Here is a 22,834-nt window from a genome sequence, read left to right as displayed (position 1 = left end):
CCCGAATCTCGCTGCCGGCCGCGGACCGGCGGCACCGTCGTGAAGAGCGGTGAACGGCATGGTCGTGGCTCACAGCGCGCAGGAGGTGGCACCCGACCGCCTCGACGCGGTCCGGCGCGCCGCGCCGACGCTGGCCGGCGGTCCGCTGGCGATGGATGCGGTCGCCCGCCTCGCCGCGCAGGTCACCGCCGCCCCGGGCGGGCTGGTCTCGCTGGTCGGCGACGAGTGGGACGACTTCGTCGGGGTGCACGGCATGGCCGACGACCTAGTCCATAGCCCTCGGATCGCGGTCGCCGACTCGCTCTGCCGGAACGTCGTCGCGACCTCCGCCTCGGTCGTCATCGGCGATACGTCGACCGATCCCCGCTCGCGGGACGCGGCCGCGGTGACCGACCTGTCGATCGGTGCCTACCTGGGCGTGCCGCTGCGTGGTTACCGCGACCAAGTGGTCGGCGCGGTCTGCGCGGTCTCCCCGCAGCGCCGCGACTGGACGCCGGAGCAGGTCGCGGCCCTGACCGGGGTCGCCGAGACGGTCAGCCTCCTGCCGGGGGTGGCCGCGGTCGGTGCGGAGCTGACCGCCGGGATGCTGGACGCACCGCACCTGCTGGACGCCCTCGCCGAGGCGTTCGTGGCGGTCGACGCCGACGGTGCGGTGCTGGCGTGGAACGCGGCGGCCCGGACGCTCTTCGGCTGGACCGTCGAGGAGGTGCTGGGCCGGCCGCTGTGCGAGGTGCTGTTCCCCGAGATAGCACCGTGGTTCCAGGAGACCGTGCGGCGGGCGTCCGCCGGCGAGCACCTGGCGGGAGAACATCGGATGCTCTGGGCGACGATGCGCTCCGGTGACCAGCGTCCGGTCGACGCGACGCTCTCCGTCGTCCCCGGACGCCTCGGTCCGGTCCTCTGCGTCATGCTGCTCGACCTCTCCGACCAGGTCATCGCCGAGGCGGACGCCAGCAGGCAGAAGAGCCTCCTCCGGGCGCTGCTGGACAGCATGGACACCCCCGTGTACGCGACCGACCTGCACGGGCGGAGCCTGTTCGCCAACGCCGCGTTCCAGCGGATGTTCGGCGGGCCGGAGGCGGCTCCGCTGCCCGAGAGCCTCCCGAGCCGGATCAGCCGCGACCTGCTCTGGCACCCGGACGGTACCCGGCTCCGCCCGGCCGAGTACCCGTCCGTCCGCGCGTGCGCCGGGCACCACGTCCGCGACGTGGCGATCGACCTCCGGGTACCCGGGCAACCGGCGCGACACCTGATGGTCAACGCCGAACCCATGCAGCTGGGCGGCGCGCGACTCGGCGCCGTCGTCGTGCTGCACGACGTCACCGCGCAGCGCCGGGCCAACCGGCTCGACGCCTGCGACCTGGCCGTCCACCGCGCGCTGCTGGCCGCGCCCACGATCGAGGCGGTCGCACCGCGGGTCGTCGAGGCCGTCGGGTCGGCGCTCGGGTGGCGGCGGGCCGAGCTGTGGCTCGCCGACCCGGTGGGTGAGGTGCTGCGCCCGACCGCGTCGTGGGTCGGCGACGACCCGGACGCATCGCAGCTCCCACCCCCCGCGCCAGTGGGTCCCGGCGAGGACCTTCCGGGCGCTGCAGGGGCCGCCGCGGCACCGGTCTGGGTCGACGACCTGAGCGCCGAGACCGAGATTCCCGGACTCCGTGTCCCGGACCCCCGGCTCCGCACCGGGCTGGCTGTCCCGGTAGGCGCCACCGGTCCGGCCGGCCACGTCGTCGGGGCTCTGGCCCTCTACACCGACGTGTGCGATCCGGACCGGGACGCGGTCGTCGCCCACCTCGCCGGTATCGCCGCCTACCTCGGTCAGTACCTGGAACGCCGCCGCACCGAGGAGCTCGCGCTCGAGCTGGCCCGAACCAAGGACGAGTACCTCGCGCTGGTCGGCCACGAGCTGCGGACACCGCTGACCTCGATCGCCACCTACGTCCAGCTGCTGGCGGACGCCCCGGAGGCCTGGGCGGCCGACGGCCCGCAGTTGCTCGCGGTGATCCAGCGCAACACCGAGAGCCTGATGGCGATCATCGACGACCTGCTGGACCTGGCCGGACTGGAGTCGGGCCACACCGCGCTGGAGCCCACCGACCTCGACCTCGCCGCGCTGGTCCGCGACCGCGCCGCGGCGGTCGCACCCGCCGCCGACCGGGCCGGGCTGACGCTGACCACCGAGGTCCCGGAAGCGCTGCCGCTGCACGGCGACGAAGAGCGGCTCCGGCAGGTGCTCGACAACCTGCTCTCCAACGCCGTGAAGTACAACCGGGACGGCGGCTCGGTCACCGTGCGGCTCACCGACCGGGACGCGACGGCGGTGCTCACCGTCGCCGACACCGGTACCGGGCTGCCCGCCCACGAGCAGGCGCAGCTGTTCCAACAGTTCTTCCGGTCGGCGGCGGTCCAGCACGGCGAGGTGCCCGGATCGGGGCTCGGCCTGGTCGTCACCCGGGCGATCGTCGAGCGGCACGGCGGACGGATCACCGCGACCGACAACGCTCCGGGCCTCGTCGTCACCGTCGAGCTCCCCGTCCGCGACGGGTGACGCCGCTCCGCCACCGCGCCCGGACGTCCCGCGCCCGGACGTCCCGCGGTCACGCGTCGGCGGAACCGCGGGCCGGCCGTTCGCCGGCCACCGCCAGGAACAACTCGGCGCAGTGCTCGACCAGCTCGTCCGCGCTCAGATCGAGGGCACCGTCGAGCCACGACGTGAGGATCTGCGCCACTCCGCCCACCAGCAGCTCCGCCGCGACGTCCACCCGCGGCGAGCGCTCGATCCGGTAGAACGCACGCACCTGGGACGCGAGCAGGTCGACGAACCAGCGCGTCGACTCAGCCCGCCGCGCCGCCACCACCGGGCTGACGCCCAGCGACCGGGAGAACAGCAGCCGCCCTCGGCGAGGGTCCTCGGCGATGCTGCGCACCAGGACCGCGAGGCCGGCGCGGGTCCGGGCCGGCGCTGCGTGCGGCGTCGCCTCGACCGCGGCGAGCACCTCTGCGCCGAGCTCGGCGACGACCGAGTCGTAGACGGCGACGGTCAGCGCGTCCCGGTCGGCGAAGCTCTCGTAGAAATACCGTGCGGTGAGCCCGGCTCGCCGGCACACTCCCCGGACCGTGACCTCGCCTTGCCCCTCCGGCGCTCCGAGCAGGTCGAGCCCGGCTTCCAGCAGCTGCACCCGGCGTTCGGCGGCCCGATCCGCCCCCGCGATGCCGCCGTACGTCCGCAGCGTCCCGCTGTCCATGGCCCCCATCTTGACACGACTGTCACGATATTTGAGAACGGCCGTTGTCAGATAATGGGTCGAGGAGGATCGATGACGTCCACCGAGGGCAGCCTGCGGCGGATCGTGCACGGGGCCGGGCTGATGGCCGCGGGAGCGAACGTGATCATGCAGCTCGCCCGGCCCGGCGTCGGCTACGGCGTCGTCGAGAGCCGGGTGGAGAGCGGACGACTCTTCGACCACCCGGTCAAGCGCACTCGCACCACGCTGTCGTACCTCGCCGTCGCGATGCTCGGCTCTCCGGAGGACAAGGCGGCCTACCGCGCCGCGGTCAACGTCGCCCACCGGCAGGTGCGCTCCACCCCGGACAGTCCGGTCCGCTACCACGCGATGGACCCGCGCCTGCAGCTGTGGGTGGCCGCGTGCCTGTACCGGGGCTTCGAGGACGTCTACGCCGCGCTCGGCTACACGCTGGAGCCGGACGAGGCCGAGGAGATCTACCGCCGGTCGCACGCGCTCGGCACGACGCTGCAGGTCCAGGAGTCGATGTGGCCACCCGACCGGGAGGCCTTCCAGCGCTACTGGGACGCCGAGCTGGCCGAGGTCCACATCGACGACACGGTCCGCGAGCACCTCTTAGCCGTCACGCAGTTCACCTACCTGCCGCGCCCGTTCCGTGCGCTGTTCGGCCGGTACAACACGTTCGTGACGACGGGCTTCCTCCCGCCGGAGTTCCGCGAGCAGATGAGGCTGCCCTGGGACGAGCGCCGCCAGCGGCGCTTCGACCGGCTGATGCGCACGGTCGGGACGCTGTCGAAGTGGCAGCCCGCGATGGTGCGCGAGTTCCCGTACAACTACCTGCTCTGGGACGTCCGGCGCCGGATCCGGCGCGGCCGGGCGCTCGTTTGATGCGGCACCGAAGCCACCGGACGAGCGTGCGCGGACGAGCCCCCGGACCACGCCGTCGGTGACGGGCCTGCCCGGTCGCTCGCCGGAGCCGATCGCCGCCGGGTACTTTCAGTGCGGCCGGTCGTGCGCGCCGAGGAGGTGCGCCCGTCTGCACCGGCCGCACCGACCAGCGCGACCACCGGAGGACGACACGGACGCGGCCCTGCCGACGCCAACCAAGCGTCCGAAGAACCGGAAGGCCCAGATCGCTCTGGCGGCGGCCGAATTGTTCTGCGCACGCGGCTACCACGGCGTCGGGGTGGACGAGATCGCCGGCGCGGTGGGGATCACCGGCCCGGCGATCTATCGGCACTTCCCGAACAAGTACGCGATGCTCGTGCATGCGACCCGGGAACTGTCGGACACCGTGCGGACCACGGTCGACCGGGCACTGGCCGACAGCGACGATCCGCGGACGCAGCTCGACTCGGTCCTCGACGCACTGGCCACGCTCAGCGTCGATCAGCGCCGGGTCGGCGGGCTGTACCAGTGGGAGAACCGGTACCTCGACGCCGCGCACCGCGCCGAGTTCCGGAACGAGCTGGGCGCGCTGGTCGGCCGGGTGGCCCAGCTGGTGACCGCTCTGCGACCCGAGCTGTCTGCGCCGGTAGCGCGGCTGTTCACCCGGGCGGCCTTCAGCGCGCTCGCCAGCCTCGCCACCCATCGCGCGCCGATCTCCCGGTCCCGCGCGGCGGATCTGCTGCGCCGGGCGGGGTGGGCACTGCTCACCACGGACGTGCCGGTGCCGTCGTCCCTGTCCTCGGTTCGGCCGACCGTACCGGTCGAGCCGCTCGCGGGGCCTGCCGACCCGGCGGCGGGCCAGGCCGACGGGAACAACCGGCGCGAGGCCGTGCTCGCCACCGCGATCCGGCTGTTCCACCTGCACGGCTACCACGCCGTCGGGATGGAGGACATCGGGCGGGCCGCCGGGCTGCACGCGTCGAGCCTCTACCGCTACTTCCCGAGCAAGGCCGACCTGCTGGCCGCCGCCTACCATCGGGCCGCCGACCAGCTGTCCGCCAGCACCACGGCATCGCTGGGCTCCGCAGCCTCCGACCAGGACGCCCTCCGGGGCCTCGTCGAGAGTTTCGTCGACCTGACGTTCAGCCAGCGCGATCTGGTGGCGGTCTACCTCGCCGAGAACAACAACCTGCCCGAGCGCGACCGGCACGAGCTCCGCAAGATCCAGCGCCTGCAGGTCGACGAGTGGGTGCGGCTGCTGATCGGCGTCCGGCCGGAGCTCAGTCCGTCGGAGGCCCGCGTCCTGGTGCACGCGGCGCTCAACGTCGTCACCGATCTCGGTGGCTCGACCGACCCGGCGCCGCCGGACGCGTTCCGTCCGGTGGTCACCGCGCTCGCGCTGGAGCCGATGCGGCGCGCCTGAGCGCGTCCGATCCCTCCTCACCCGGGAAGTTAACCGTCGCTTGCGGCCCGAGCGCGGGCTTTTCTGCTTTCCGGGCAGGCTTACCGGCGTTCGTCTCCCGAATAAGTTAACGGTGGTTTACAGTTCTGCCAGCCCGTTCCACTCAGGCCAGCGCCGGCCGACGTGGCCGGTGAAGGGAGACCCCATGTCCCTCGCCGACGAATGCGCGGCGGCCACCGCCGAGCTGACGATTCCGCGCTTGCTCTCCTCGAACGCCCGCGAGTTCCCCGACCACCCCGCGCTGACGATGCTGGGCGACGACAGCTCGACCCTCACCTGGGGTGATCTCCGCCGTCGGGTCGCCGCGGTCAGCCTCGGCCTGGCCGACCTCGGCTTACGCTCCGGCGACCGGATGCTGATCTCGGCGTCCAGCCGGATCGAGCACTGGCTGGTCGACCTCGCCGCCGTCCACCTCGGTGCGGTGCCGTGCAGCGCCTACGCGACGCTGAGTACCCCGCAGCTGCACTACCTCGCCGAACACAGCAAGGCGACGGTGCTCGTCGTGGAGAACGCCGAGCAGCTCGGCCGCTGGTCGCCGGTGCTCGGCGAGCTGCCGGACGTCCGCGCGATCGTGCTGATCGACGCCACCGGCGTCGCCCTCGACGACGCCCGCCTCACCGACCTCGCGACCGTGGAGGCCGCCGGCGCCGACCGGTTCGCACACGACCCGTCCGCGTTCGAGGAGCCCTGGCAGCACCTCACCCCCGACCACCCGGTGACGCTGCTCTACACCTCCGGGACGACCGGCGACCCGAAGGGCGTCGTGCTGAGCCACCGCAACGTCCTGCACCAGGCCGTCGCGCTCGAGCTGCTGCTGGAGACGCCGGCGCACGCGCCGACCGTCGCCTACCTGCCGCTCGCGCACATCGCCGAGCGCGTGCTCGGCATCTACATCCCGGTGTACCGGGCCGGGCACGTCCACATCGTCAGCGACACCGCGCAGGCGGTCGCCGCGCTGCTCGCCGTGCGGCCGGCCACGTTCTTCGGGGTACCGCGGGTCTGGGAGAAGATGGTCGCCGCGCTGCAGGCGTTCCTCGGTGCGGCCGAGCCGGCCGTCCGGGACGCGGTGGCCGGCGCGAGCGCGCTCGCACTCGAGTGTTATCGCCTGCGGGAGGCCGGACAGCCGATTCCGGCGGAGACGGCCGCACAGCTGGCCTCGATGGACGCGATGATCCTCAAGCCGATCCGCGCGAAGCTGGGGCTGGACAACGTGACCTACGCCGGCAGCGGTGCGGCCCCGATCCCGGTGGACGTGCTGACGTTCCTCGCCGGCATCGGCGTCGACGTGTTCGAGGTCTGGGGCATGACCGAGACCACCGGCACGGCCACCATCAACACCCCGGATCGGTTCAAGCTCGGCACGGTCGGTGTCCCGAACGTCGGCATGGAGCTCACGCTCGCCGACGACGGCGAGATCCTGGTCCGGGGACCGCTGATCTGCCAGGGCTACCTGCAGCCGGATGGCGCGGTCGCGCCGATCACGGACCCGGACGGCTGGCTGGCCACCGGGGACATCGGCACGCTCGACGAGGACGGCTTCCTCACGATCACCGACCGCAAGAAGGAGCTGCTGATCACCGCCAGCGGCAAGAACGTCGCACCGGCGCAGATCGAGAACCTGCTCCGCACGCACCCGCTGATCGGCTACGCGGTGGCGGTCGGCGATCGGCGGCCGTACGTCACGGCGCTGGTCAGCCTGGACGAGGAAGCGGCACCGGCCTGGGCGGCCGCGCACGGCATCGACGCGTCCGACCCGAAGTCGCTGGCCGAGCACCCGGCCGTGCTCGCCGAGGTACAAGCGGCGGTCGACGCCGCGAACGAGCGGCTGGCCCGGCCGGAGCAGGTCAAGAAGTTCCAGGTTCTCCCGGCCGCACTCAGCCCGGAGTCGGGCGAACTGACACCGACGCTCAAGCTCAAGCGCCGCACGATCAGCGACCGGTACGCGGACGCGATCGAGGACTTGTACCGCTGACCACTCGTCCACCCTGGACCGGGTCAGCGGGACGGTTCGCCGTCCCGCTGGCCCGGTCCGGCGGTGGCGGCGTGACCGGCCCTTCTGGGCCGGTCACGCGGTGATCGGGACGGCGTCAGTACTCCTGGGCCGACGACGAGCGCGGCCGGGTGAGGAAGCCGGGGTCGAGGTCGGGGGGCGGCGGACCCGCGCCGAGATCGGACGGGCGGTAACCGGCCGGGTAGCCGGGGTAGGTGGGGTTGCGGCCGGCCTGCGCGAGCTTGCTGCGGCGACGTGGTGGCAGCAGGCGGACGACGGCGGCGCGGGTCCGCAGCGCACCCCGTGCGGTGGTTCCGATCCAGGGCGGCGCCGGCCGGAATCCGAACGCGGTCAGCATCGGTTCGTCGAGCAAGCCACGGATCGCGACGTCGACCGCTCCGGACAGCGGCTTCGGGTACCAGCTCTTCAGCAGGTCGAGCGTGTACGTCCCGACCCGCTGGTTGGTCGCGGAGAAGCGGAACGTCGCCGCCTCGTACTCCCGCTTGAACGCCCAGAACTCGTCGAAGCCGGCCGGGATCTCCCGGATCCCCATCCGGACGCCGACCGCGCGGTAGAAGTGGAACGCGGCCTGCTGCTCGTGGGTACTGAGCGGGCGCCAGCCGAACGTGCTGATCCACTCGATCGGCTCGTAGACGAACGTCGAGAGCACGTAGCGCATGTCGTCGTTGCTGATCACGTACTGCCCGTGCGCCCGGTTGATCACCCGGAGCGCCTCCTTGCCGCGCGGCGAGTCGTAGCCGTGCTCGGCCAGTTCCGCCATCAGCAGCGCGGTGTCGTCGTAGCGTTTCTGCGGACGGTCCCGGAACTCGCCGGTCGCCTCCAGTAACGCCGAGATCGTCGGGACGCAGTAGGTACGGAACAGCGCGAGTTCCAGCGCGCGCTGGTAGTCCCACGGAAATTCGTACCCGGCCGAGATGCGGTAGATCTCGGTGTGGTCGTGTACGGGGTCGAGCGCCTCGATCTGGCGCAGCCAGCGCGACCGTCGGGACACGGAAGCCACGTGCTCACCGTCCTCTCCTATATTTGATATCTTCGCGATCTCGGGGCGTCCGCGGGAGAGGAACCAGATGGCCCACCGCACGAACGGCGTCCCGGTCGGACGGACGAGCCGGCTGCGTCGTCCGCAGCTCTCGGACGAGGTGGTAGCGTACCTGCGCGACCAGATCATGTCCGGGGAACTCCGCCCGGGCACGTTCATCCGGCTGGAAGACGTCGCGGCGACACTCGGGGTGAGCATCACGCCCGTCCGGGAAGCGCTGCTGACGCTGCGCGGCGAGGACATGGTGGAGCTCGAGCCGCGCCGCGGCTACCGGGTCGCACCACTGTCCCGGCAGGACGTCGACGACGTCTTCCGGCTCCAGGCGCACATCGCGGGCGAGCTGGCCGTTCGCGCGGCCGCCCGGATCACCCCGGCCGAGCTGGACGACCTGCGGGAGAAGCAGCAGGGCCTGCGCGACGCCGTCGATACCGCCACACCCGCCGAGATCGAGGAGCGGGAGTTCGACTTCCACCGCGCGGTCAACCGGATCGCGGCGGCACGCAAGCTGTCCTGGTTCCTGCACACCGCACTCCGCTACACGCCGGTGCGGTTCTACTCGGCGGACGCCGGGTGGCGGGCGTCGATGCTCACGGCGCACGACGACCTGCTCGCCGCCCTGGAGGCCCGGGACGGCGAGCAGGCGACCGCGGTGATGGCGCGGCACTTCACCGACGGCGCCGAGCGCCTGCTCGCCCACCTCGACGCGCGCGACGCCTGGTCGGAGAGTTAGCTCAGCGGGCATGCCGTAACCGGAACACCCGCCACGCCATCGCCACCGCGCGCGGCGACCGGTCGAACCGCATCAGGTCGAGCGGTGCCGGGAACCGCTGGACGGTGAGCGCACCGGCCCGGCTGAACTCCCGCAGACCGTCGGCACCGTGGATCCGGCCGAACCCGGAGTCGCCGACCCCTCCGAACGGCAACGCCGGGATCGCTGCGAACCCGAGCACCGAGTTGACCGACGCCGCCCCCGTCCGGAGCCGAGCCGCGATCGCGGCGCCGCGCCGGGTGTCCTTCGTGAACACCGAGCCGGCCAGCCCCAGCGTGCTCGCGTTGGCCCGGCGCACGGCGTCGTCCAGGTCGTCGACCGGGTTGATGACCAGCACCGGCCCGAACGTCTCCTCGGTGACCGCGCTGCTGTCCTCCGGGACGTCGGTCAGCACGACCGGGTCGACGTACGGCGGGCGGACCGCGTCGGCGCCGCCGACCACCGGCCGACCACCCCGGGCGAGCGCGTCGGCCACGTGCCCGGCGATCACGTCGGCCTGCCGGGGCATGGTCAGCGGCCCGTAGTCCGCCTCGTCCCCGGCACCGGGCCGGAGCGCCTCCGCCCGCGCCCGCACCGCGTCGACGAACGCCGAGTAGACCGGACGCTCGACGTAGACCCGCTCGACGCCGGCGCAGGTCTGCCCGGCGTTGCCCATGCCACCGAAGACGGCCGCCGCGGCCGCGGCGTCCACGTCCGCGTCGGCGGCGACGATCATCGCGTCCTTACCGCCGGCCTCGACGACGAGTGGCGTCAGCGTCTCGGCGCACGCGGCCATCACCGTCTTGGCCGTGGCCGTCGACCCGGTGAACGCGATCTTGTCGACGCCGGCCCGGCAGAGCGCGGCGCCCGTCCCGCCGTCGCCGGTGACCACTTGCAGCACCGGCTCCCCGACCGCCGCCACGAAGCGCTCGGCGAGCCACTGCGCGACGCCGGGCGTGTACTCGCTCGGCTTGAACACCACCGCGTTCCCGGCGGCCAGCGCGTAGGACACCGAGCCGAGCGGCGTGTAGACCGGGTAGTTCCACGGGCCGATGACCCCGACGACGCCGAGCGGCCGGTACCCGAGCACCCCCCGCTGGTTCGCCGCGAGCACGCCGCTGCGCACGGTGCGCGGGCGCAGCACCCGGTGGGCGTTGCGCGCGGCCCAGTCGAGGTGCTCGACGGCGAGCATGACCTCCAGACCGGCGTCGGTGAGCGGTTTGCCGGTCTCCGCTCGGATCAGCGCGGCCAGGTCGTCGGCGCCGCGAGCGAGCCCGCGTTTCCAGGCCAGCAAGTGGGTCCGCCGCCGGTCGGCAGGCAGCGCGGCCCACCAGGTCGCGGCGGTACGGGCTCGCTCGACCGCGGCGCCGACCTCCGTCTCCCCGGCGATCGGGTACTCGCCGACGATCTCGCCGGTGGCGGGGCTGCGCCGACTGAGGGTCGTCGGAGTTGCGAAGCGGTCGGGAACAGGGTCTGGGTCGTCGAGGCCTGTGTCATCGAGGTCGGGGCGTGAAGGCGCCATGGAAGTCTCCTTCCGACTGGCGCAGAATATATTTGGTATTTTACATTGCGGTCAACGAGGACAACCCCTGCGGAGGACGCCGTGACCCCTGACCTCACCGACGAGCAGCGCGCTTTCGCCGCCGCGGTCGCCGACTTCTGCCGCCGCGAAGCCGGCACCCGGGAACAACGCGACGCGCTGGTGGCGGACGGGGAGCGGCACAGCGTCGAGCTCTACCGCAAGCTGGCCGACCTGGGCTATCTCGGCGCCGGGCTGCCCGAGGCCTACGGTGGCGCCGGCGGCGGCGCGGTCGACCTCTGTCTCTTCCTGGAGGAGACGTCGAAGGCCCTCGCGCCGATCGGCGGGTTCGCCACCTCGATCATCGTCGCCGGGGCGTACGAACGGTTCGGCTCGGAGGAGCAGAAGAAGGCGATCCTCGGCGGCATCGCGAACGGCGCGGTCGAGGCGATCTCCATGTCCGAGCCGGGCGCCGGCTCCGACGTCGCGGCGCTGACCTGCCGGGCCGAGCAGCGCGGCGACGAGTGGGTGGTGAACGGGCAGAAGACGTGGTGCTCGAACGCCCACATCGCCGACCACATCCTGCTGGTCGCGCGGACGTCCGGGTCCGGCCACGACGGCCTGACGATGTTCAACGTGCCGACCGGCACCCCCGGACTGACGATTCGCGGCATCGACACGATGGGCGGGCGGGACGTCAACGACCTGTACTTCACCGACTGCGTGCTACCCGCGTCCGCGGTGGTCGGCGAGGTCGGCAAGGGCTGGCGCCAGCTGATGGCGGGCCTCAACTTCGAGCGGCTGGTGCTCGCCGCGTTGATGCTCGGCACCGCGCAGCGCGCCTTCGACGACACGCTGGTGTACGTCCAGCAGCGCACCCAGTTCGGCCGTCCGATCGGGACGTTCCAGGCTCTCCGGCACCGGCTCGCCGACCTGGCCACCGAGCTGACCTGCGTCCGGCTGCTGGTGTACCAGACCGCCGAGCTGGTCGACGCCAACCCCGGCACGCTGTTCCCGCGCGAGGCGTCGATGGCCAAGCTCAAGGCCACCGAGTTCGCCAAGACGATGGCGCTGGAAGGCATGCAGATGATGGGCGGCTACGGGTACGCCACCGAGTACGAGATGGAGCGCATCTTGCGGGCGTCGGTGATCTCGACGGTGTACGGCGGCACGTCCGAGATCCAACGCGACATCATCGGCAAGACGTACGGCCTGTAACACGCGGGCGCCGCGAGCCCGTTTCGGCAACACCACGTCTCGCGACGCCCGACGGGACAAGATTCGGCGACACCACGCCCGACGGGGCGAGGTTCTCGGGAAGGCCACCTCTCCCGACGCCAGTCCCGCGGATTTCGGGAACCACCTCACCCGGAGCCCAACGGCGGCGGTCACCGACCGCCCCTGCCGGCAGGGGCCGTCGGGAAGACCACGACTCCCGGCGCCCGGTACGACGGACCTTCGGGAAACGACCTCTCGCCCCCATCGTCGAGCGGTCGTGGCAGCTGGGGTGGCCGACAGCTCACCAGAGGTGGTCATCGGACGGCACCGCTGGATGGTTGGCGCACTTTTCCAACGCGGAGCGTCGGGTGGTTGTCGCACTCGCCGGACGACGCCCACAGTGGTTGTCGCACTCGCCGGACGACGCCCACAGTGGTTGTCGCACTCGCCGGACGACGCCCACAGTGGTTGTCGCACTCGCCGGACGACGCCCACAGTGGTTGTCGCACTCGCCGGACGACGCCCACAGTGGTTGTCNGAAGCGCAACCATCATTTCGGCGGCACCCGGAGACGGCGACAACCATCCCGCCGACAGCGCGCGAGCCAGCGTCCGGGCCCAGCGCCGATGTCGTCTCGGCGGGCACCCGTGGCACCGGCACCGCGGGTGCCAAACCCAGCGCGAACACGCCCGCGATGTCGTTGATCGGCGCGGCCGCCATCCCGGCCGCGGTCAGCGCCTCGACCCACTCCTCCGCACCGCGGCGAGCGCAGCGTCAGCCGCGGAACGCGGGCAGGCCGGCAATCGTGCGGCGCTCCGCAGCGATCGCGATCGCCTCCCGGATGTTGTTCAGATTGCCGAAGCTGACCTGCTCCGGCCGCAGTGCGCCGGCGTCCTCGACCCCGCCGGATCGGCGTTCGGTCAGCGTCACCGGTTGACAGCACGATCACACCCCCGTCAGACTTCTCTGACATGGGGGTGTCAGTAAACTCTGACGCCCCCGGCGCAGAGGAGGACGTTCTCGATGAGCGGTGAGCCGCCGACCGGCGACGCGCTGGTGTCGGTGCTGGCGGCCCTGGCCAGCCCTCACCGGCTGCGGATCCTCGCCGCTCTGAAACCGGGACGTACCTACGTCAGCGAGTTGGCGCGGCGGCTGCAGATGAACCGGCCACTGCTCTACATGCACCTGCAGAAGTTGGAGGCGGCCGGCCTGGTGACCGGCGAGCTGGTGACGGCGAGCGACGGCAGCTCGGTGAAGTACGTCGAGGCCGTGCCGTTCGCCCTGGCCTTGAACCTGGACGCGATCGCGCTGGCCGCGCAGAGCCTGACCGGCTCGCCACCGGCGTCAGAACGGGAGAAGAAGGAATGACACACCAGGTGGCGTCGGACATGGCGCAGATCTCCACCATCTCGGTCGCGGTGATCGTCGTCGCGGTGATCGCCGTCGCCGGCTTCGTCGGGCTGGGTCTGATCGCGCGGAGCATCTACCGCGCCCGCTACGACGCGACCCGGGAGGAGAGCTACCGGACGTTAGCCGAGCGCAGCGCCGACGGCACCCAGGCCGCCGCGGAGGAGCTGAAAGCGGTCCGGGACGAGCTCGGCGAGGTCCGGCAGCGCCTGGCCGCGCTGGAGAAGCTGCTGAGCCAGATCGGCTGAGATCCACACTCGACGAGGAGACAGCGGTGACTGACACAACGCGAGTGCGGGTGCGGCGGCTGGCCGTACTGGCGGTTTGCCTGCTGGTGGCCCTGGCCGCCGGGCCGGCCGCGGCCGGTCCGATGCGCCCGGCGTCGGCCTCGACCGATCAGCTGACGACCAGCGAGGCTTATCTGCGCAGCTACATGGCCCGAACCAAAGCGCCCGGGGTGGCGTACGCGATCGTGCGCGGCGATCAGGTGCTGCGGCGAGGCGCCTGGGGCGTCGACGGCGACGGCCGGCCGATGACCGTGCAGACGCCGTTCGCGCTCGGGTCGACCAGCAAATCGTTCACCGCGCTGGCGGTGATGCAACTCGTCCGAGCCGGTCGGGTCGATCTCGACGCCGCGGCGCGCACCTACCTGCCGTGGCTCCGGCTGGCCGACGAGGACACCGCAGGCAGGGTCACCGTCCGGCAGCTCCTCACCCACACCAGTGGCTTACCGAGCGTCTCGAGCACGACGCTCACCGACCGGTACGACAACAGCCCCGGCGGGCTGGCCCGATCCGTCCGCGACCTTGCCACCGTGCGCCCCACCACCACGGCCGGGAGGGCGTACGAGTACAGCGACGCCAACTACATGATCCTCGGTGCCATCGTCGAGGAGGTCACCGGCGACACCTTCGGCGCCTATCTGCGCCGCCACGTGTTGAACCCGCTGTCCATGGCGAACGCCGCGGCCACCGCGGACGAGGCCCGAGCCGTGGGTGTCCCGGCCGGTCATCGGTACTACCTGGGGCGCCCGCAGCGTCACGCCGCCCCGTTCGACACCGCCGGAGTGCCCTACGGCTTCCTCGCCGCCAGCCTCGACGACCTGTCCCACTACGCGATCGCCCAGCTCAACGACGGCCGCTACCGGGACGCACGCGTCCTCGACGCCGACGGCGTCCAGCAGATGCACACCGGTACGGCGGACACCGGGCACGGCAGCTACGCGTTCGGGTGGAAGAACAGCACGCTGGAGGGCCTGGGCACCCGCATCGTCTGGCACTCCGGAGCGACCCCGAACTACTTCAGCCACGTCGTGCTCGTGCCAGAGTCCGATCTGGCCGTGATCGTCCTGGCGAACATCTATGGGCTCCCGATGGACGAACCGCTCAATGCCGGGGCGTTCAACGTCGCGCGGATCCTGCACGGCGGCAGCCCCGCGGCCGCCGTCTCCGATCCGACCTTCACCTGGGTGCTCGTCGGGCTGCTGACCGTCGCGGCGATCCTGCTCGCGTTGCTGCTGTGGTCACTGATTTTCCTCGCACGGGCACGGCGCCGGCGCGGCGCGCCCCGTCCGATGCGCTCCCGCCGCCGGACCGTCGCCGCCACCACCGCGTGGATCGGCGGGTGTGCCGTCGCCGCGGCGAGCGCCGCCTGGGCGGTACCCGCACTGTGGGGGGCCGGACTCGCCAAGGTGCAGCTGTGGGCGCCCGACATCGGCCACGCCATCCTCGCCGTGACCGCTTTGGCCGCCGCGCTCGCGCTGATCCGGCTGGGGATCGGCGCGCACGCCCTCCTGGCCGCTCGGAGCTCGCTGAGCGGCCGGGGATCCGCGTCGGCCTGAAAGCCGAAACGCCGCCGTCGGCGTCGGTCGCACGGCAGACTGCCGGGCATGGCCGACGCCGCCGAGCGACCGGAGGCCGCACGGCTGCCCGCGCACAATCCGGACGGGATGCGGGCCTCCGGGTGCGCCGTCCTCCTGCTGCTGATCGGTTTCCTGACGCTGTCGTCGTTCTTCACGATCGGCGGCCTCAGCCAGGTGCTCGACGGAGAGCCGGTCGCGCTGCCGTTCGTCGTCGGCAGCGGCTACACGCAGGTTGCGATCGTCGTCCTGGTGTGGGCGGGCGGTTCGGTGGTCCGCAGCCTCGATCACCGCGGCACCGTGTCACGGCGGGCGGTGACCCGGGCGTACCGCGTCTACCGCGCTGTACGGATCGGCTGTTTCGTCGTGGTGGCAGTCCTCGCCGCGATCGCGCTCGTCGTCGTGCTGATCGGCGTGGCCGCCGGGACGAGCGCGATCGTGCTGGGGCTGATGCTCGTTCCGGCCGTGCTCATGGTCGTGTTGGTGCTGTTCGTCGCCCGGACCGTGCGTCAGCTGTGCCGCGTGTACGAGACGCACTATCCGGTTTTGACCGAGCCCGCTGACTGAGGACGACGGCCCCGCGCGGTCGCCAGTTCGTGCACGCCTCTTGTCCGCCCCCTGCACGGCTCGTATCGTCCGAATCTATAAGCGAGCATGCTGCTCGATTATCGAACACCGCACCGATGGGGAGACCTGTCCATGGCGACGAAGCCCTTCGCGTCCTCCGCCGACCTCGGCGTCAAGGAACAGACCCTGGAGGTGCTCGCCGACGGCGTCTACGCGCTGACGGCCAAGGGCGACCCGAACCTCGGCGCGATCGAGGGCGAGGACTTCCTGGTCTGTTTCGAAGCGCTCGCGACGCCGGTCGCGGCCCGCCGCTGGCTGGCCAAGCTGCGCGAACACACCGACAAGCCGGTTCGCTACCTGGTGCTCTCCCACTACCACGCGGTCCGCGTGCTCGGCGCCAGCGCGTTCGACGCCGAGGTCGTCGTCAGCTCCGAACAGACCAAACACCTGATCGCCGAACGCGGACAGCAGGACTGGGAGAGCGAGTACGGACGCATGCCCCGGCTGTTCGAGGAGCCGGAGTCGATCCCGGGCCTGACCTGGCCGACGCTCACGTTCCGCGACAAGCTCACGATCGACCTCGGCGGCGACCGCGGCGACCTCGTCCTCGAATTCCTCGGCCGCGGCCACACCGAGGGCGACATCGTGGCCTGGTTACCGCAGCAGCGGATTCTCTTCGCCGGCGACCTGGTCGAATCCCAAGCCGCCCTCTACACCGGCGACGCGTTCCATTTCGACTGGGCCGCGGACACCCTCGACCGCATCAAGGCCTTGGGAGCGCAGCAGTTGATCGGGGGGCGCGGCGCGATCGCCCGCGGCCGGGACCAGGTCGACGCCGCGATCGAGCAGACCCGCGACTTCCTGCTCACGATGCAGCGCACGGTCGGCGACGCCCACCGCTCCGGCGGCACGCTGAAGGACGCGTTCGCCGCGACGCACGCCGCGCTGGCCCCGAAGTACGGCGCCTGGCCGATCTTCGAACACTGCCTTCCGTTCGATGTCCAGCGTCTCTGGGACGAGCTCAACGGCATCGAACGGCCCGTCATCTGGACGGCCGAGCGCGACCGTCAGGTCTGGGACGAGCTGCAGTCGTGACCTATCCGATCCTGGTGCTCGGCAACGGGCCGGTCGGACAGACCACCGCGCTGCTCCTGGCGCGCTGGGGCCTACCGGTCGTCCTGCTCGACGGACGTCCGCACCGCGACCTGATCGGCAGCAAGGCGATCTGCCAGCAGCGTGACGTGCTCGACGTCTGGGACTCGGTGGGCGTCGGCGCGGAGATCGCGCGGCGCGGCGTCACCTGGACGACGGCCCGCACCTTCCACCGCGACCGCGAGCTGTTCAGCGTCCGCTTCGCCGACCGGGGCAAGTCCCCGTTCCCGCCGTTCGTCAACGTCTCCCAGTGCGAGACCGAGGAGCTGCTGGACGCCGCGATCGCCGCGCAGCCGCTCATCGACGTCCGCTGGGGGCACCGCGTGGTGGGGTTGACCCAGGACGAGGGCGGCGTCACGGTCACCGTCACCGACGGCACCCGGCTGCACGGCTCCTACGCGGTGGCCTGCCCGGGTGGCCGCGGTGACGTGCTCCGGACGCTGCTCGGGCTGACGTTCGACGGTGCGAGCTTCGACGACTCGTTCTTGATCTGCGACATCCGCACCGACCTGCCCGGCTGGGAGACCGAGCGCCGGTTCTACTTCGACCCGGAGTGGAACCCCGGCCGGCAGGTGCTGATCCATCCGTGCCCGGACTCGACCTACCGGATCGACTGGCAGGTTCCGCCGGAGTTCGACGTGGCGGCCGAGGAGGCCTCCGGCGGCCTGGACCGGCGGATCCGGCAAGTGCTCGGCGACCGCCCGTACGAGATCGTCTGGAAATCGGTCTACCGGTTCCACTCCCGCGTCGTCGACCGCATGCGGGTCGGGCGGGTCCTGGTCGCCGGCGACGGCGCCCACCTGGTCTCGCCGTTCGGCGCCCGCGGCCTCAACTCGGGGGTGCTGGACGCCGAGAACGCCGCCTGGAAGCTCGCGTTCGTCCTGCGCGGCTGGGCGCCCGAGGAACTGCTCGAGTCCTACCACGACGAGCGGCACGCGGCCGCGTGCGAAAACCTCGACGTCACGTCCGCGACGATGCGGTTCCTGGTACCGGGGTCGCCCGCCGAGGCGGAGCACCGTCGCCGCGTCCTGGAGCGCGCGGCGGACGATCCCGCGGCCAGGGCGCAGGTCGACTCGGGGCGGCTCGCCGAGCCGTACTGGTACGTCGACTCGCCGCTGACCACACCGGATCCGCGCCGCCCCTTCCCCGGCCGCCCGGCTCGGGGGGACGTGCCGGTGCCGGCACCGGGGATCCTCGTTCCGGACTGTCCGGTCACCGTCGCCGGGCGGCCGGACGTCACCCGCCTGCGTCAGCTGGCCCGGGAGGGCCTCACCGTGCTGGTCGGCTCCGCGGCGCCGGTGCCCGCGGTCGAGCCGCCGGTCACCGTGCATCGGATCGACGAGCTGGACGCCGGACCGACGCTCCGGGAGGCCCTCGCGGCCCGGCCGGACGAGATCTGGCTGCTGCGTCCCGATGCCCACGTCGCCGCCGTGGTCACCACCGCAGCCGAGCTGACCACCGCACTCCGCCGCGTGCTCGGACGCACCTACGAGGAGGCCTTCGCGTGACCTTCTACCGGCAGGTGGGCAGCATCCCGCCGAAGCGCCACACCCAGCACCGCCGCCCCGACGGAGGCCTCTACTCCGAGGAGCTGGTCGGCGAGGAGGGCTTCTCCTCCGACTCCGCGCTGCTCTACCACCGCGGCATCCCGTCCGCGATCGTCGACGCCCGGCCGTGGGGGCTGCCCGACCAGACGCTGACGCCGAACGCCCCGCTGGTGCCCCGGCACCTGCGGCTGCACGACCTGTTCCCGGGCGAGGAGTACAAGAACGTCGACGCGGTCACCGGCCGGCGCCTCGTGCTCGGGAACGCCGACGTGCGGATCTCCTACGCGGTCTCCGGGCTGCCCTCGCCCTACTACCGCAACGCGATCGGCGACGAGTGCGTCTACGTCGAACGGGGCTCGGCCACCGTCGAGACGGTCTTCGGAGCGCTGACCGTCGGCACCGGCGACTACGTCGTCCTCCCCCGCACCACCACCCATCGCTGGCTCCCGACCGGCGACGAACCGCTCCGCACCTACGCGATCGAGGCGTCCTCGCACATCGCACCACCGAAGCGCTACCTGTCCCGGTACGGGCAGTTCCTCGAGCACGCCCCGTACTGCGAACGCGACCTGCGTGGGCCGACCGAACCGCTGCTGGCCGAGGGCACCGACGTCGAGGTGTACGTCAAGCACCGCGGCGGCGGCACGGTCCACGTGCTGCCCGAGCACCCGTTCGACGTCGTCGGCTGGGACGGGTGCCTCTACCCGTACGCGTTCAACCTCGCCGACTTCGAGCCGATCACCGGACGGATCCACCAGCCACCGCCGGTCCATCAGGTCTTCGAAGGCTCGAACTTCGTCATCTGCAACTTCGTGCCCCGCAAGGTCGACTACCACCCGCTCGCGGTGCCGGTGCCCTACTACCACTCCAACGTCGACTCCGACGAGGTCATGTTCTACGTCGACGGCGACTACGAGGCCCGTAAGGGCTCGGGGATCGGCGTCGGGTCGATCTCGTTGCATCCGGGTGGGCACGCGCACGGCCCGCAGCCCGGCGCCGTCGAACGCTCGCTCGGCGTCGACTTCTTCGACGAGACCGCCGTCATGGTCGACACGTTCCGCCCGCTCGACCTCGGCGAAGCCGGCCTCGCCGCCGACGACGGACGCTACGCCTGGACCTGGTCGGGCCGAGGTCCCGCCTCATGACCGCACCGACCGCGAGCCGCCGCGGCCCGTTCGACGGCTTCTTCGACGACGCGGCCCTCTTCCCGCCCGGCGACGCACCGATGGCGCGCGCAGTTCCCGCGCACCGGGAACTGCGCGCGCGCCTCGGGGCGCTGGTCGGGCCGTTCGTCGTGCCCGCGGCCCGGCTGGATGAGCTGTCCGCGCACGTGTCCGGCGACGCGCCGTTCGCCGTCTCGGTCATCGCGGCGCCGGGCGACCTGCCGTCCGCGGTCGGTCGGGTGCTCGCGCACCCGGCTTTCACCCTCGCCGCCGTCGAGGTTCCGATTGCGGCCGACGTCCGGCGCGCGGTCACCGCCCTCGACGACCTGCTTCCGGACGCCGTCCCGGCGGGCGTCGGGGTCCCCCGGGGCGCGGGGCGCGGCGCCGTCCTCGACGTGCTCGCCGTCTCCCGCTACCGCGCCAAGCTCCGCACCGGCGGCCTCCGCGCCGACGCGTTCCCCTCGCCGGCGGAGCTCGCCGGGGCCCTGCGCGCCTGTGTCACCCGGGGCGTCGCGGTGAAGTGCACGGCGGGCCTGCACCACGCCGTCCGGCACACCGATCCGGTGACCGGCTTCCGGCACCACGGCTTCCTCAACGTGCTGCTGGCGGTGTCCGCGCTCGTCGACGGTGCGTCCGCCGACGACGTCGCCGCGCTGCTCGGGGAGAGCGACGGCCACGGTGTCGCGGCGGCGGTGCGGGCCTGGACGCCGGAGCGCGCTGCCCGCGCCCGCGGCGTCTTCACCGCGTTCGGTACCTGCAGCGTGCAGGAGCCGGTCGACGACCTGGTCGCCCTCGGGTTGCTGTCCCTCTCCGATCGGATTCCCTCATGACGTGGCTGGACCTGTCGGCCGACACCGGGTTCGGCGTCTCCAACCTGCCCTACGGGGTGTTCTCGACGCCGGGCGCTGCGCCGCGGACCGGCGTCGCGATCGGGGACGCGGTGCTGGACCTGGCCGCGGTCACCGGCGACCCGGTCCACGCGACCGGAACCCTCAACGCGTTCCTGGCGCAGGGCCCGGCCGCCTGGGCGGCCGTACGCGCTCGGCTGACCGAGTGGTTCACCGACGCCTGGCACCGGGCGACCGTCGAACCCCACCTGGTACCCCGGGACGCCGTAACGCTGCACCTGCCGATCGACGTCGCGGACTACGTCGACTTCTACAGTTCCCAGCACCACGCGGAGAACCTCGGCCGGATGTTCCGCCCCGGCTCGCCGCCGCTGACGCCGAACTGGAAGCACCTCCCGATCGGGTACCACGGCCGGGCGGGCACCGTGCAGCTGTCCGGTACCCCGGTGGTCCGGCCGTCCGGCCAGCGCAAGGCACCGGCGGACGAGGTGCCGACGTTCGGCCCGTCCCGGCGGCTGGACATCGAGGCCGAGGTGGGCTTCGTGGTCGGCGTCCCGTCGCGCCTCGGCGAGCCGGTGCCGGTCGGCGCCTTCACCGAGCACGTCTTCGGCGTCTGCCTGGTCAACGACTGGTCCGCGCGCGACCTGCAGGCCTGGGAGTACGTGCCGCTCGGGCCGTTCCTCGGCAAGTCGTTCCTCACATCGGTGTCGCCGTGGGTGGTGCCGCTCGCCGCGCTGGAGGCCGCTCGAACGGACCCGCCGCTGCGCGACGAGGAGCTACTGCCGTACCTGGACGACCGGAAGGAGCGGTGGAGCCTCAACCTCCAGTTGGAGGTGAGACTGAACGGCGCGATCGTGAGTAACCCTCCGTTCGCTCCGCTCTACTGGACGCCCGCCCAGCAGCTCGCCCACCTCACCGTGAACGGCGCGAGCCTGCGAACCGGTGACCTGTTCGCCTCCGGGACGGTCAGCGGTCCCGAGCGGAATCAGCGGGGCTCGCTGATCGAGCTGTCGGAGAACGGCGCCGAGCCCTTGGCTCTCCCGGACGGCACTACCCGCACGTTCCTCGAGGACGGAGACGTCGTGACGATCAGCGCCACCGCTCCCGGCCCGGACGGCACCCGGCTGAGCCTCGGCGAGGTGACCGGAAGAATCGAGCCGGTGCGATGAACTCCTTTCGCTCTCCGGCCTTCTCCGAGGTCGAGCGGGGTCATCGGCCGCCGGTCGAGAAGACCTCGCTGGCGCGCTTCGAGGAGGCGATCTCGCTCACCTGCGCTCCGGTGCAGATCCGCCCGACCGGCGGAGCCCGGTTCTCCGGCGCGCTGCGCAGCGTCCGCGCCGACGGCCTGCTCGTCGCGCAGTTGCGCACGACGCCGACCGCGGTCACCCGCACCGGCCGGCTCCTCACCTCCACCGATCCGGAGTTCGTGAAGCTGGCCTGGCAGCGGCGCGGCACCAGCCGCCTGGAGCAGGACGGGCGGCGGTGCGTCGTCCCGGCGGGGCATCTCGTCGCGTACGAGACCACCCGTCCGTATCAGCTGTTCAGTGAGAGCGCGTCCGACGGAGCCTGGGACGCGGTGATCGTCGCCGTGCCGCGGGACCGCCTCTGGCCGCACGCCCGTCCGATCAGCGAGCGGACCGCGATCCCGGTTCCCGCGGAGTCCGGACCGGGACGGGCGCTGGCACTGCTGGTCGAGGAGCTCACCCGCTGCTCCGACGCCGACCCCGGCACCACGCAGCTGGCCGCGCTGCACCTGGCCGACGCCCTGACGTCGATGATGCTCGCGGTCTACGCCGGGCTCTCCCCCGCCGCCGGTCCGCACCGCGTCACGCTCGCCGACCGCATCCGCGCGCACGCGCTGGCGAACCTCGGCGACCCGGGGCTCTGCGTGGAGTCGATCGCGGCATCGCTCGCGGTCTCGGTGCGGCAGGTCCACAAGGCGTGCGCGCAGGAGGGGTTCACCGCGGCGGCGTGGATCCGCCGCCAGCGTCTCGAGCGCATCCGCCGGGACCTGCTCGACTCGGCGCTGGCCGGGCGCAGCACGGCGGCGATCGCGGCCCGCTGGGGGTTGCTCGACGTCACGCACCTGGCCCGCCAGTTCCGGGCCGCGTTCGGCGAGTCACCGGCCGAGCTACGCCGCGCCGCGGGCTGAGCACGCGGGTCGC

General features: G+C 72.3%; 20 protein-coding genes. 16 read left to right on the top strand and 4 right to left on the bottom strand.

Going from position 1 to position 22,834, the window contains the following annotated elements; genetic code table 11:
* Positions 1-58 precede the first annotated feature (58 nt).
* Positions 59-2,545, top strand: coding sequence for an ATP-binding protein (locus ABEB28_RS28125; protein WP_345731246.1), 2,487 nt, complete (start codon positions 59-61; stop codon positions 2,543-2,545).
* Positions 2,546-2,594: 49 nt separating this feature from the next.
* On the opposite strand, the gene ABEB28_RS28120 is transcribed toward ABEB28_RS28125, so the two are convergent.
* Positions 2,595-3,242 (bottom strand): TetR/AcrR family transcriptional regulator, encoded by a 648-nt coding sequence (locus ABEB28_RS28120; protein WP_345731245.1) that lies wholly within the window; start codon positions 3,240-3,242, stop codon positions 2,595-2,597.
* A 54-nt stretch (positions 3,243-3,296) separates the two neighbouring features.
* Here ABEB28_RS28120 and ABEB28_RS28115 point away from each other — a divergent pair, with 54 nt between their 5' ends.
* The 3 genes from ABEB28_RS28115 (at position 3,297) to ABEB28_RS28105 (ending at position 7,564) form a co-directional block, all read left to right on the top strand.
* Entirely contained in the window at positions 3,297-4,130 is an 834-nt protein-coding gene (locus ABEB28_RS28115) for an oxygenase MpaB family protein (protein ID WP_376981726.1), read from the top strand.
* Between the two features lie 58 nt (positions 4,131-4,188).
* The gene (locus ABEB28_RS28110; RefSeq protein WP_345731243.1) at positions 4,189-5,553 is read left to right on the top strand and encodes a TetR/AcrR family transcriptional regulator; all 1,365 of its coding nucleotides are present in this window, start codon (positions 4,189-4,191) and stop codon (positions 5,551-5,553) included.
* 184 nt (positions 5,554-5,737) lie between these two features.
* Positions 5,738-7,564 (top strand): AMP-dependent synthetase/ligase, encoded by a 1,827-nt coding sequence (locus tag ABEB28_RS28105; protein WP_345731242.1) that lies wholly within the window; start codon positions 5,738-5,740, stop codon positions 7,562-7,564.
* 115 nt (positions 7,565-7,679) lie between these two features.
* On the opposite strand, the gene ABEB28_RS28100 is transcribed toward ABEB28_RS28105, so the two are convergent.
* Positions 7,680-8,594 (bottom strand): oxygenase MpaB family protein, encoded by a 915-nt coding sequence (locus ABEB28_RS28100; protein WP_345731351.1) that lies wholly within the window; start codon positions 8,592-8,594, stop codon positions 7,680-7,682.
* A gap of 76 nt (positions 8,595-8,670) precedes the next feature.
* Here ABEB28_RS28100 and ABEB28_RS28095 point away from each other — a divergent pair, with 76 nt between their 5' ends.
* Positions 8,671-9,372 (top strand): GntR family transcriptional regulator, encoded by a 702-nt coding sequence (locus ABEB28_RS28095; protein ID WP_345731241.1) that lies wholly within the window; start codon positions 8,671-8,673, stop codon positions 9,370-9,372.
* A 1-nt stretch (position 9,373) separates the two neighbouring features.
* Here ABEB28_RS28095 and ABEB28_RS28090 read toward each other — a convergent pair whose 3' ends face one another.
* Complete coding sequence (locus ABEB28_RS28090) at positions 9,374-10,912, bottom strand: aldehyde dehydrogenase family protein (protein ID WP_345731240.1); 1,539 nt, start codon at positions 10,910-10,912, stop codon at positions 9,374-9,376.
* Between the two features lie 81 nt (positions 10,913-10,993).
* On the opposite strand from ABEB28_RS28090, the gene ABEB28_RS28085 reads away from it, so the two are divergent.
* On the top strand, positions 10,994-12,127 hold the full coding sequence (locus tag ABEB28_RS28085) for an acyl-CoA dehydrogenase family protein (RefSeq protein WP_345731239.1): 1,134 nt from the start codon (positions 10,994-10,996) through the stop codon (positions 12,125-12,127).
* A 774-nt stretch (positions 12,128-12,901) separates the two neighbouring features.
* On the opposite strand, the gene ABEB28_RS28080 is transcribed toward ABEB28_RS28085, so the two are convergent.
* Positions 12,902-13,057: a hypothetical protein gene (locus tag ABEB28_RS28080; RefSeq protein ID WP_345731358.1), complete on the bottom strand. Its 156-nt coding sequence runs from the start codon at positions 13,055-13,057 to the stop codon at positions 12,902-12,904.
* Between the two features lie 93 nt (positions 13,058-13,150).
* Between ABEB28_RS28080 and ABEB28_RS28075 the strand changes: the two genes are divergently transcribed.
* From ABEB28_RS28075 to ABEB28_RS28030, 10 genes are all read left to right on the top strand, one after another.
* Positions 13,151-13,495, top strand: coding sequence for an ArsR/SmtB family transcription factor (locus tag ABEB28_RS28075; protein ID WP_345731238.1), 345 nt, complete (start codon positions 13,151-13,153; stop codon positions 13,493-13,495).
* On the top strand, positions 13,492-13,782 hold the full coding sequence (locus ABEB28_RS28070) for a hypothetical protein (RefSeq protein WP_345731237.1): 291 nt from the start codon (positions 13,492-13,494) through the stop codon (positions 13,780-13,782). The genes ABEB28_RS28075 and ABEB28_RS28070 overlap by 4 nt, the downstream gene beginning before the upstream one ends.
* 26 nt (positions 13,783-13,808) lie before the next feature.
* Complete coding sequence (locus ABEB28_RS28065) at positions 13,809-15,374, top strand: serine hydrolase domain-containing protein (protein ID WP_345731236.1); 1,566 nt, start codon at positions 13,809-13,811, stop codon at positions 15,372-15,374.
* Between the two features lie 48 nt (positions 15,375-15,422).
* Positions 15,423-15,959 (top strand): hypothetical protein, encoded by a 537-nt coding sequence (locus tag ABEB28_RS28060; protein ID WP_345731235.1) that lies wholly within the window; start codon positions 15,423-15,425, stop codon positions 15,957-15,959.
* A gap of 132 nt (positions 15,960-16,091) precedes the next feature.
* On the top strand, positions 16,092-17,054 hold the full coding sequence (locus ABEB28_RS28055) for an MBL fold metallo-hydrolase (RefSeq protein WP_345731234.1): 963 nt from the start codon (positions 16,092-16,094) through the stop codon (positions 17,052-17,054).
* Positions 17,051-18,619 carry an FAD-dependent monooxygenase gene (locus ABEB28_RS28050; RefSeq protein ID WP_345731233.1) on the top strand — a complete coding sequence of 523 codons (1,569 nt, stop codon included), beginning with the start codon at positions 17,051-17,053 and terminating at the stop codon, positions 18,617-18,619. The genes ABEB28_RS28055 and ABEB28_RS28050 overlap by 4 nt, the downstream gene beginning before the upstream one ends.
* Positions 18,616-19,803 (top strand): homogentisate 1,2-dioxygenase, encoded by a 1,188-nt coding sequence (locus ABEB28_RS28045; RefSeq protein ID WP_345731232.1) that lies wholly within the window; start codon positions 18,616-18,618, stop codon positions 19,801-19,803. Before ABEB28_RS28050 ends, ABEB28_RS28045 begins: the two co-directional genes overlap by 4 nt.
* A complete protein-coding gene (locus ABEB28_RS28040; RefSeq protein ID WP_345731231.1) occupies positions 19,800-20,651 on the top strand; it encodes a hypothetical protein in 852 nt (283 codons plus the stop codon). Before ABEB28_RS28045 ends, ABEB28_RS28040 begins: the two co-directional genes overlap by 4 nt.
* Complete coding sequence (fahA, locus tag ABEB28_RS28035; protein WP_345731230.1) at positions 20,648-21,838, top strand: fumarylacetoacetase; 1,191 nt, start codon at positions 20,648-20,650, stop codon at positions 21,836-21,838. The genes ABEB28_RS28040 and fahA overlap by 4 nt, the downstream gene beginning before the upstream one ends.
* On the top strand, positions 21,835-22,821 hold the full coding sequence (locus ABEB28_RS28030) for an AraC-like ligand-binding domain-containing protein (RefSeq protein ID WP_345731229.1): 987 nt from the start codon (positions 21,835-21,837) through the stop codon (positions 22,819-22,821). The genes fahA and ABEB28_RS28030 overlap by 4 nt, the downstream gene beginning before the upstream one ends.
* Positions 22,822-22,834: the final 13 nt, after the last annotated feature.

The organism is Cryptosporangium minutisporangium (assembly GCF_039536245.1).
Taxonomy (GTDB): domain Bacteria; phylum Actinomycetota; class Actinomycetes; order Mycobacteriales; family Cryptosporangiaceae; genus Cryptosporangium; species Cryptosporangium minutisporangium.
This window is presented reverse-complemented; position numbering and strand designations above follow the sequence as displayed.

Bases quoted from the DNA above. Each gene is read 5' to 3' on its own strand.
- ABEB28_RS28040 (WP_345731231.1), top strand. From the start codon at position 19,800: ATGACCGCACCGACCGCGAGCCGCCGCGGCCCGTTCGACGGCTTCTTC.
- ABEB28_RS28105 (WP_345731242.1), top strand. From the start codon at position 5,738: ATGTCCCTCGCCGACGAATGCGCGGCGGCCACCGCCGAGCTGACGATT.
- fahA (WP_345731230.1), top strand. From the start codon at position 20,648: ATGACGTGGCTGGACCTGTCGGCCGACACCGGGTTCGGCGTCTCCAAC.
- ABEB28_RS28115 (WP_376981726.1), top strand. From the start codon at position 3,297: ATGGGTCGAGGAGGATCGATGACGTCCACCGAGGGCAGCCTGCGGCGG.
- ABEB28_RS28070 (WP_345731237.1), top strand. From the start codon at position 13,492: ATGACACACCAGGTGGCGTCGGACATGGCGCAGATCTCCACCATCTCG.
- ABEB28_RS28030 (WP_345731229.1), top strand. From the start codon at position 21,835: ATGAACTCCTTTCGCTCTCCGGCCTTCTCCGAGGTCGAGCGGGGTCAT.
- ABEB28_RS28075 (WP_345731238.1), top strand. From the start codon at position 13,151: ATGAGCGGTGAGCCGCCGACCGGCGACGCGCTGGTGTCGGTGCTGGCG.
- ABEB28_RS28090 (WP_345731240.1), bottom strand. From the start codon at position 10,912: ATGGCGCCTTCACGCCCCGACCTCGATGACACAGGCCTCGACGACCCA.
- ABEB28_RS28120 (WP_345731245.1), bottom strand. From the start codon at position 3,242: ATGGACAGCGGGACGCTGCGGACGTACGGCGGCATCGCGGGGGCGGAT.
- ABEB28_RS28060 (WP_345731235.1), top strand. From the start codon at position 15,423: ATGGCCGACGCCGCCGAGCGACCGGAGGCCGCACGGCTGCCCGCGCAC.
- ABEB28_RS28055 (WP_345731234.1), top strand. From the start codon at position 16,092: ATGGCGACGAAGCCCTTCGCGTCCTCCGCCGACCTCGGCGTCAAGGAA.
- ABEB28_RS28095 (WP_345731241.1), top strand. From the start codon at position 8,671: ATGGCCCACCGCACGAACGGCGTCCCGGTCGGACGGACGAGCCGGCTG.
- ABEB28_RS28125 (WP_345731246.1), top strand. From the start codon at position 59: ATGGTCGTGGCTCACAGCGCGCAGGAGGTGGCACCCGACCGCCTCGAC.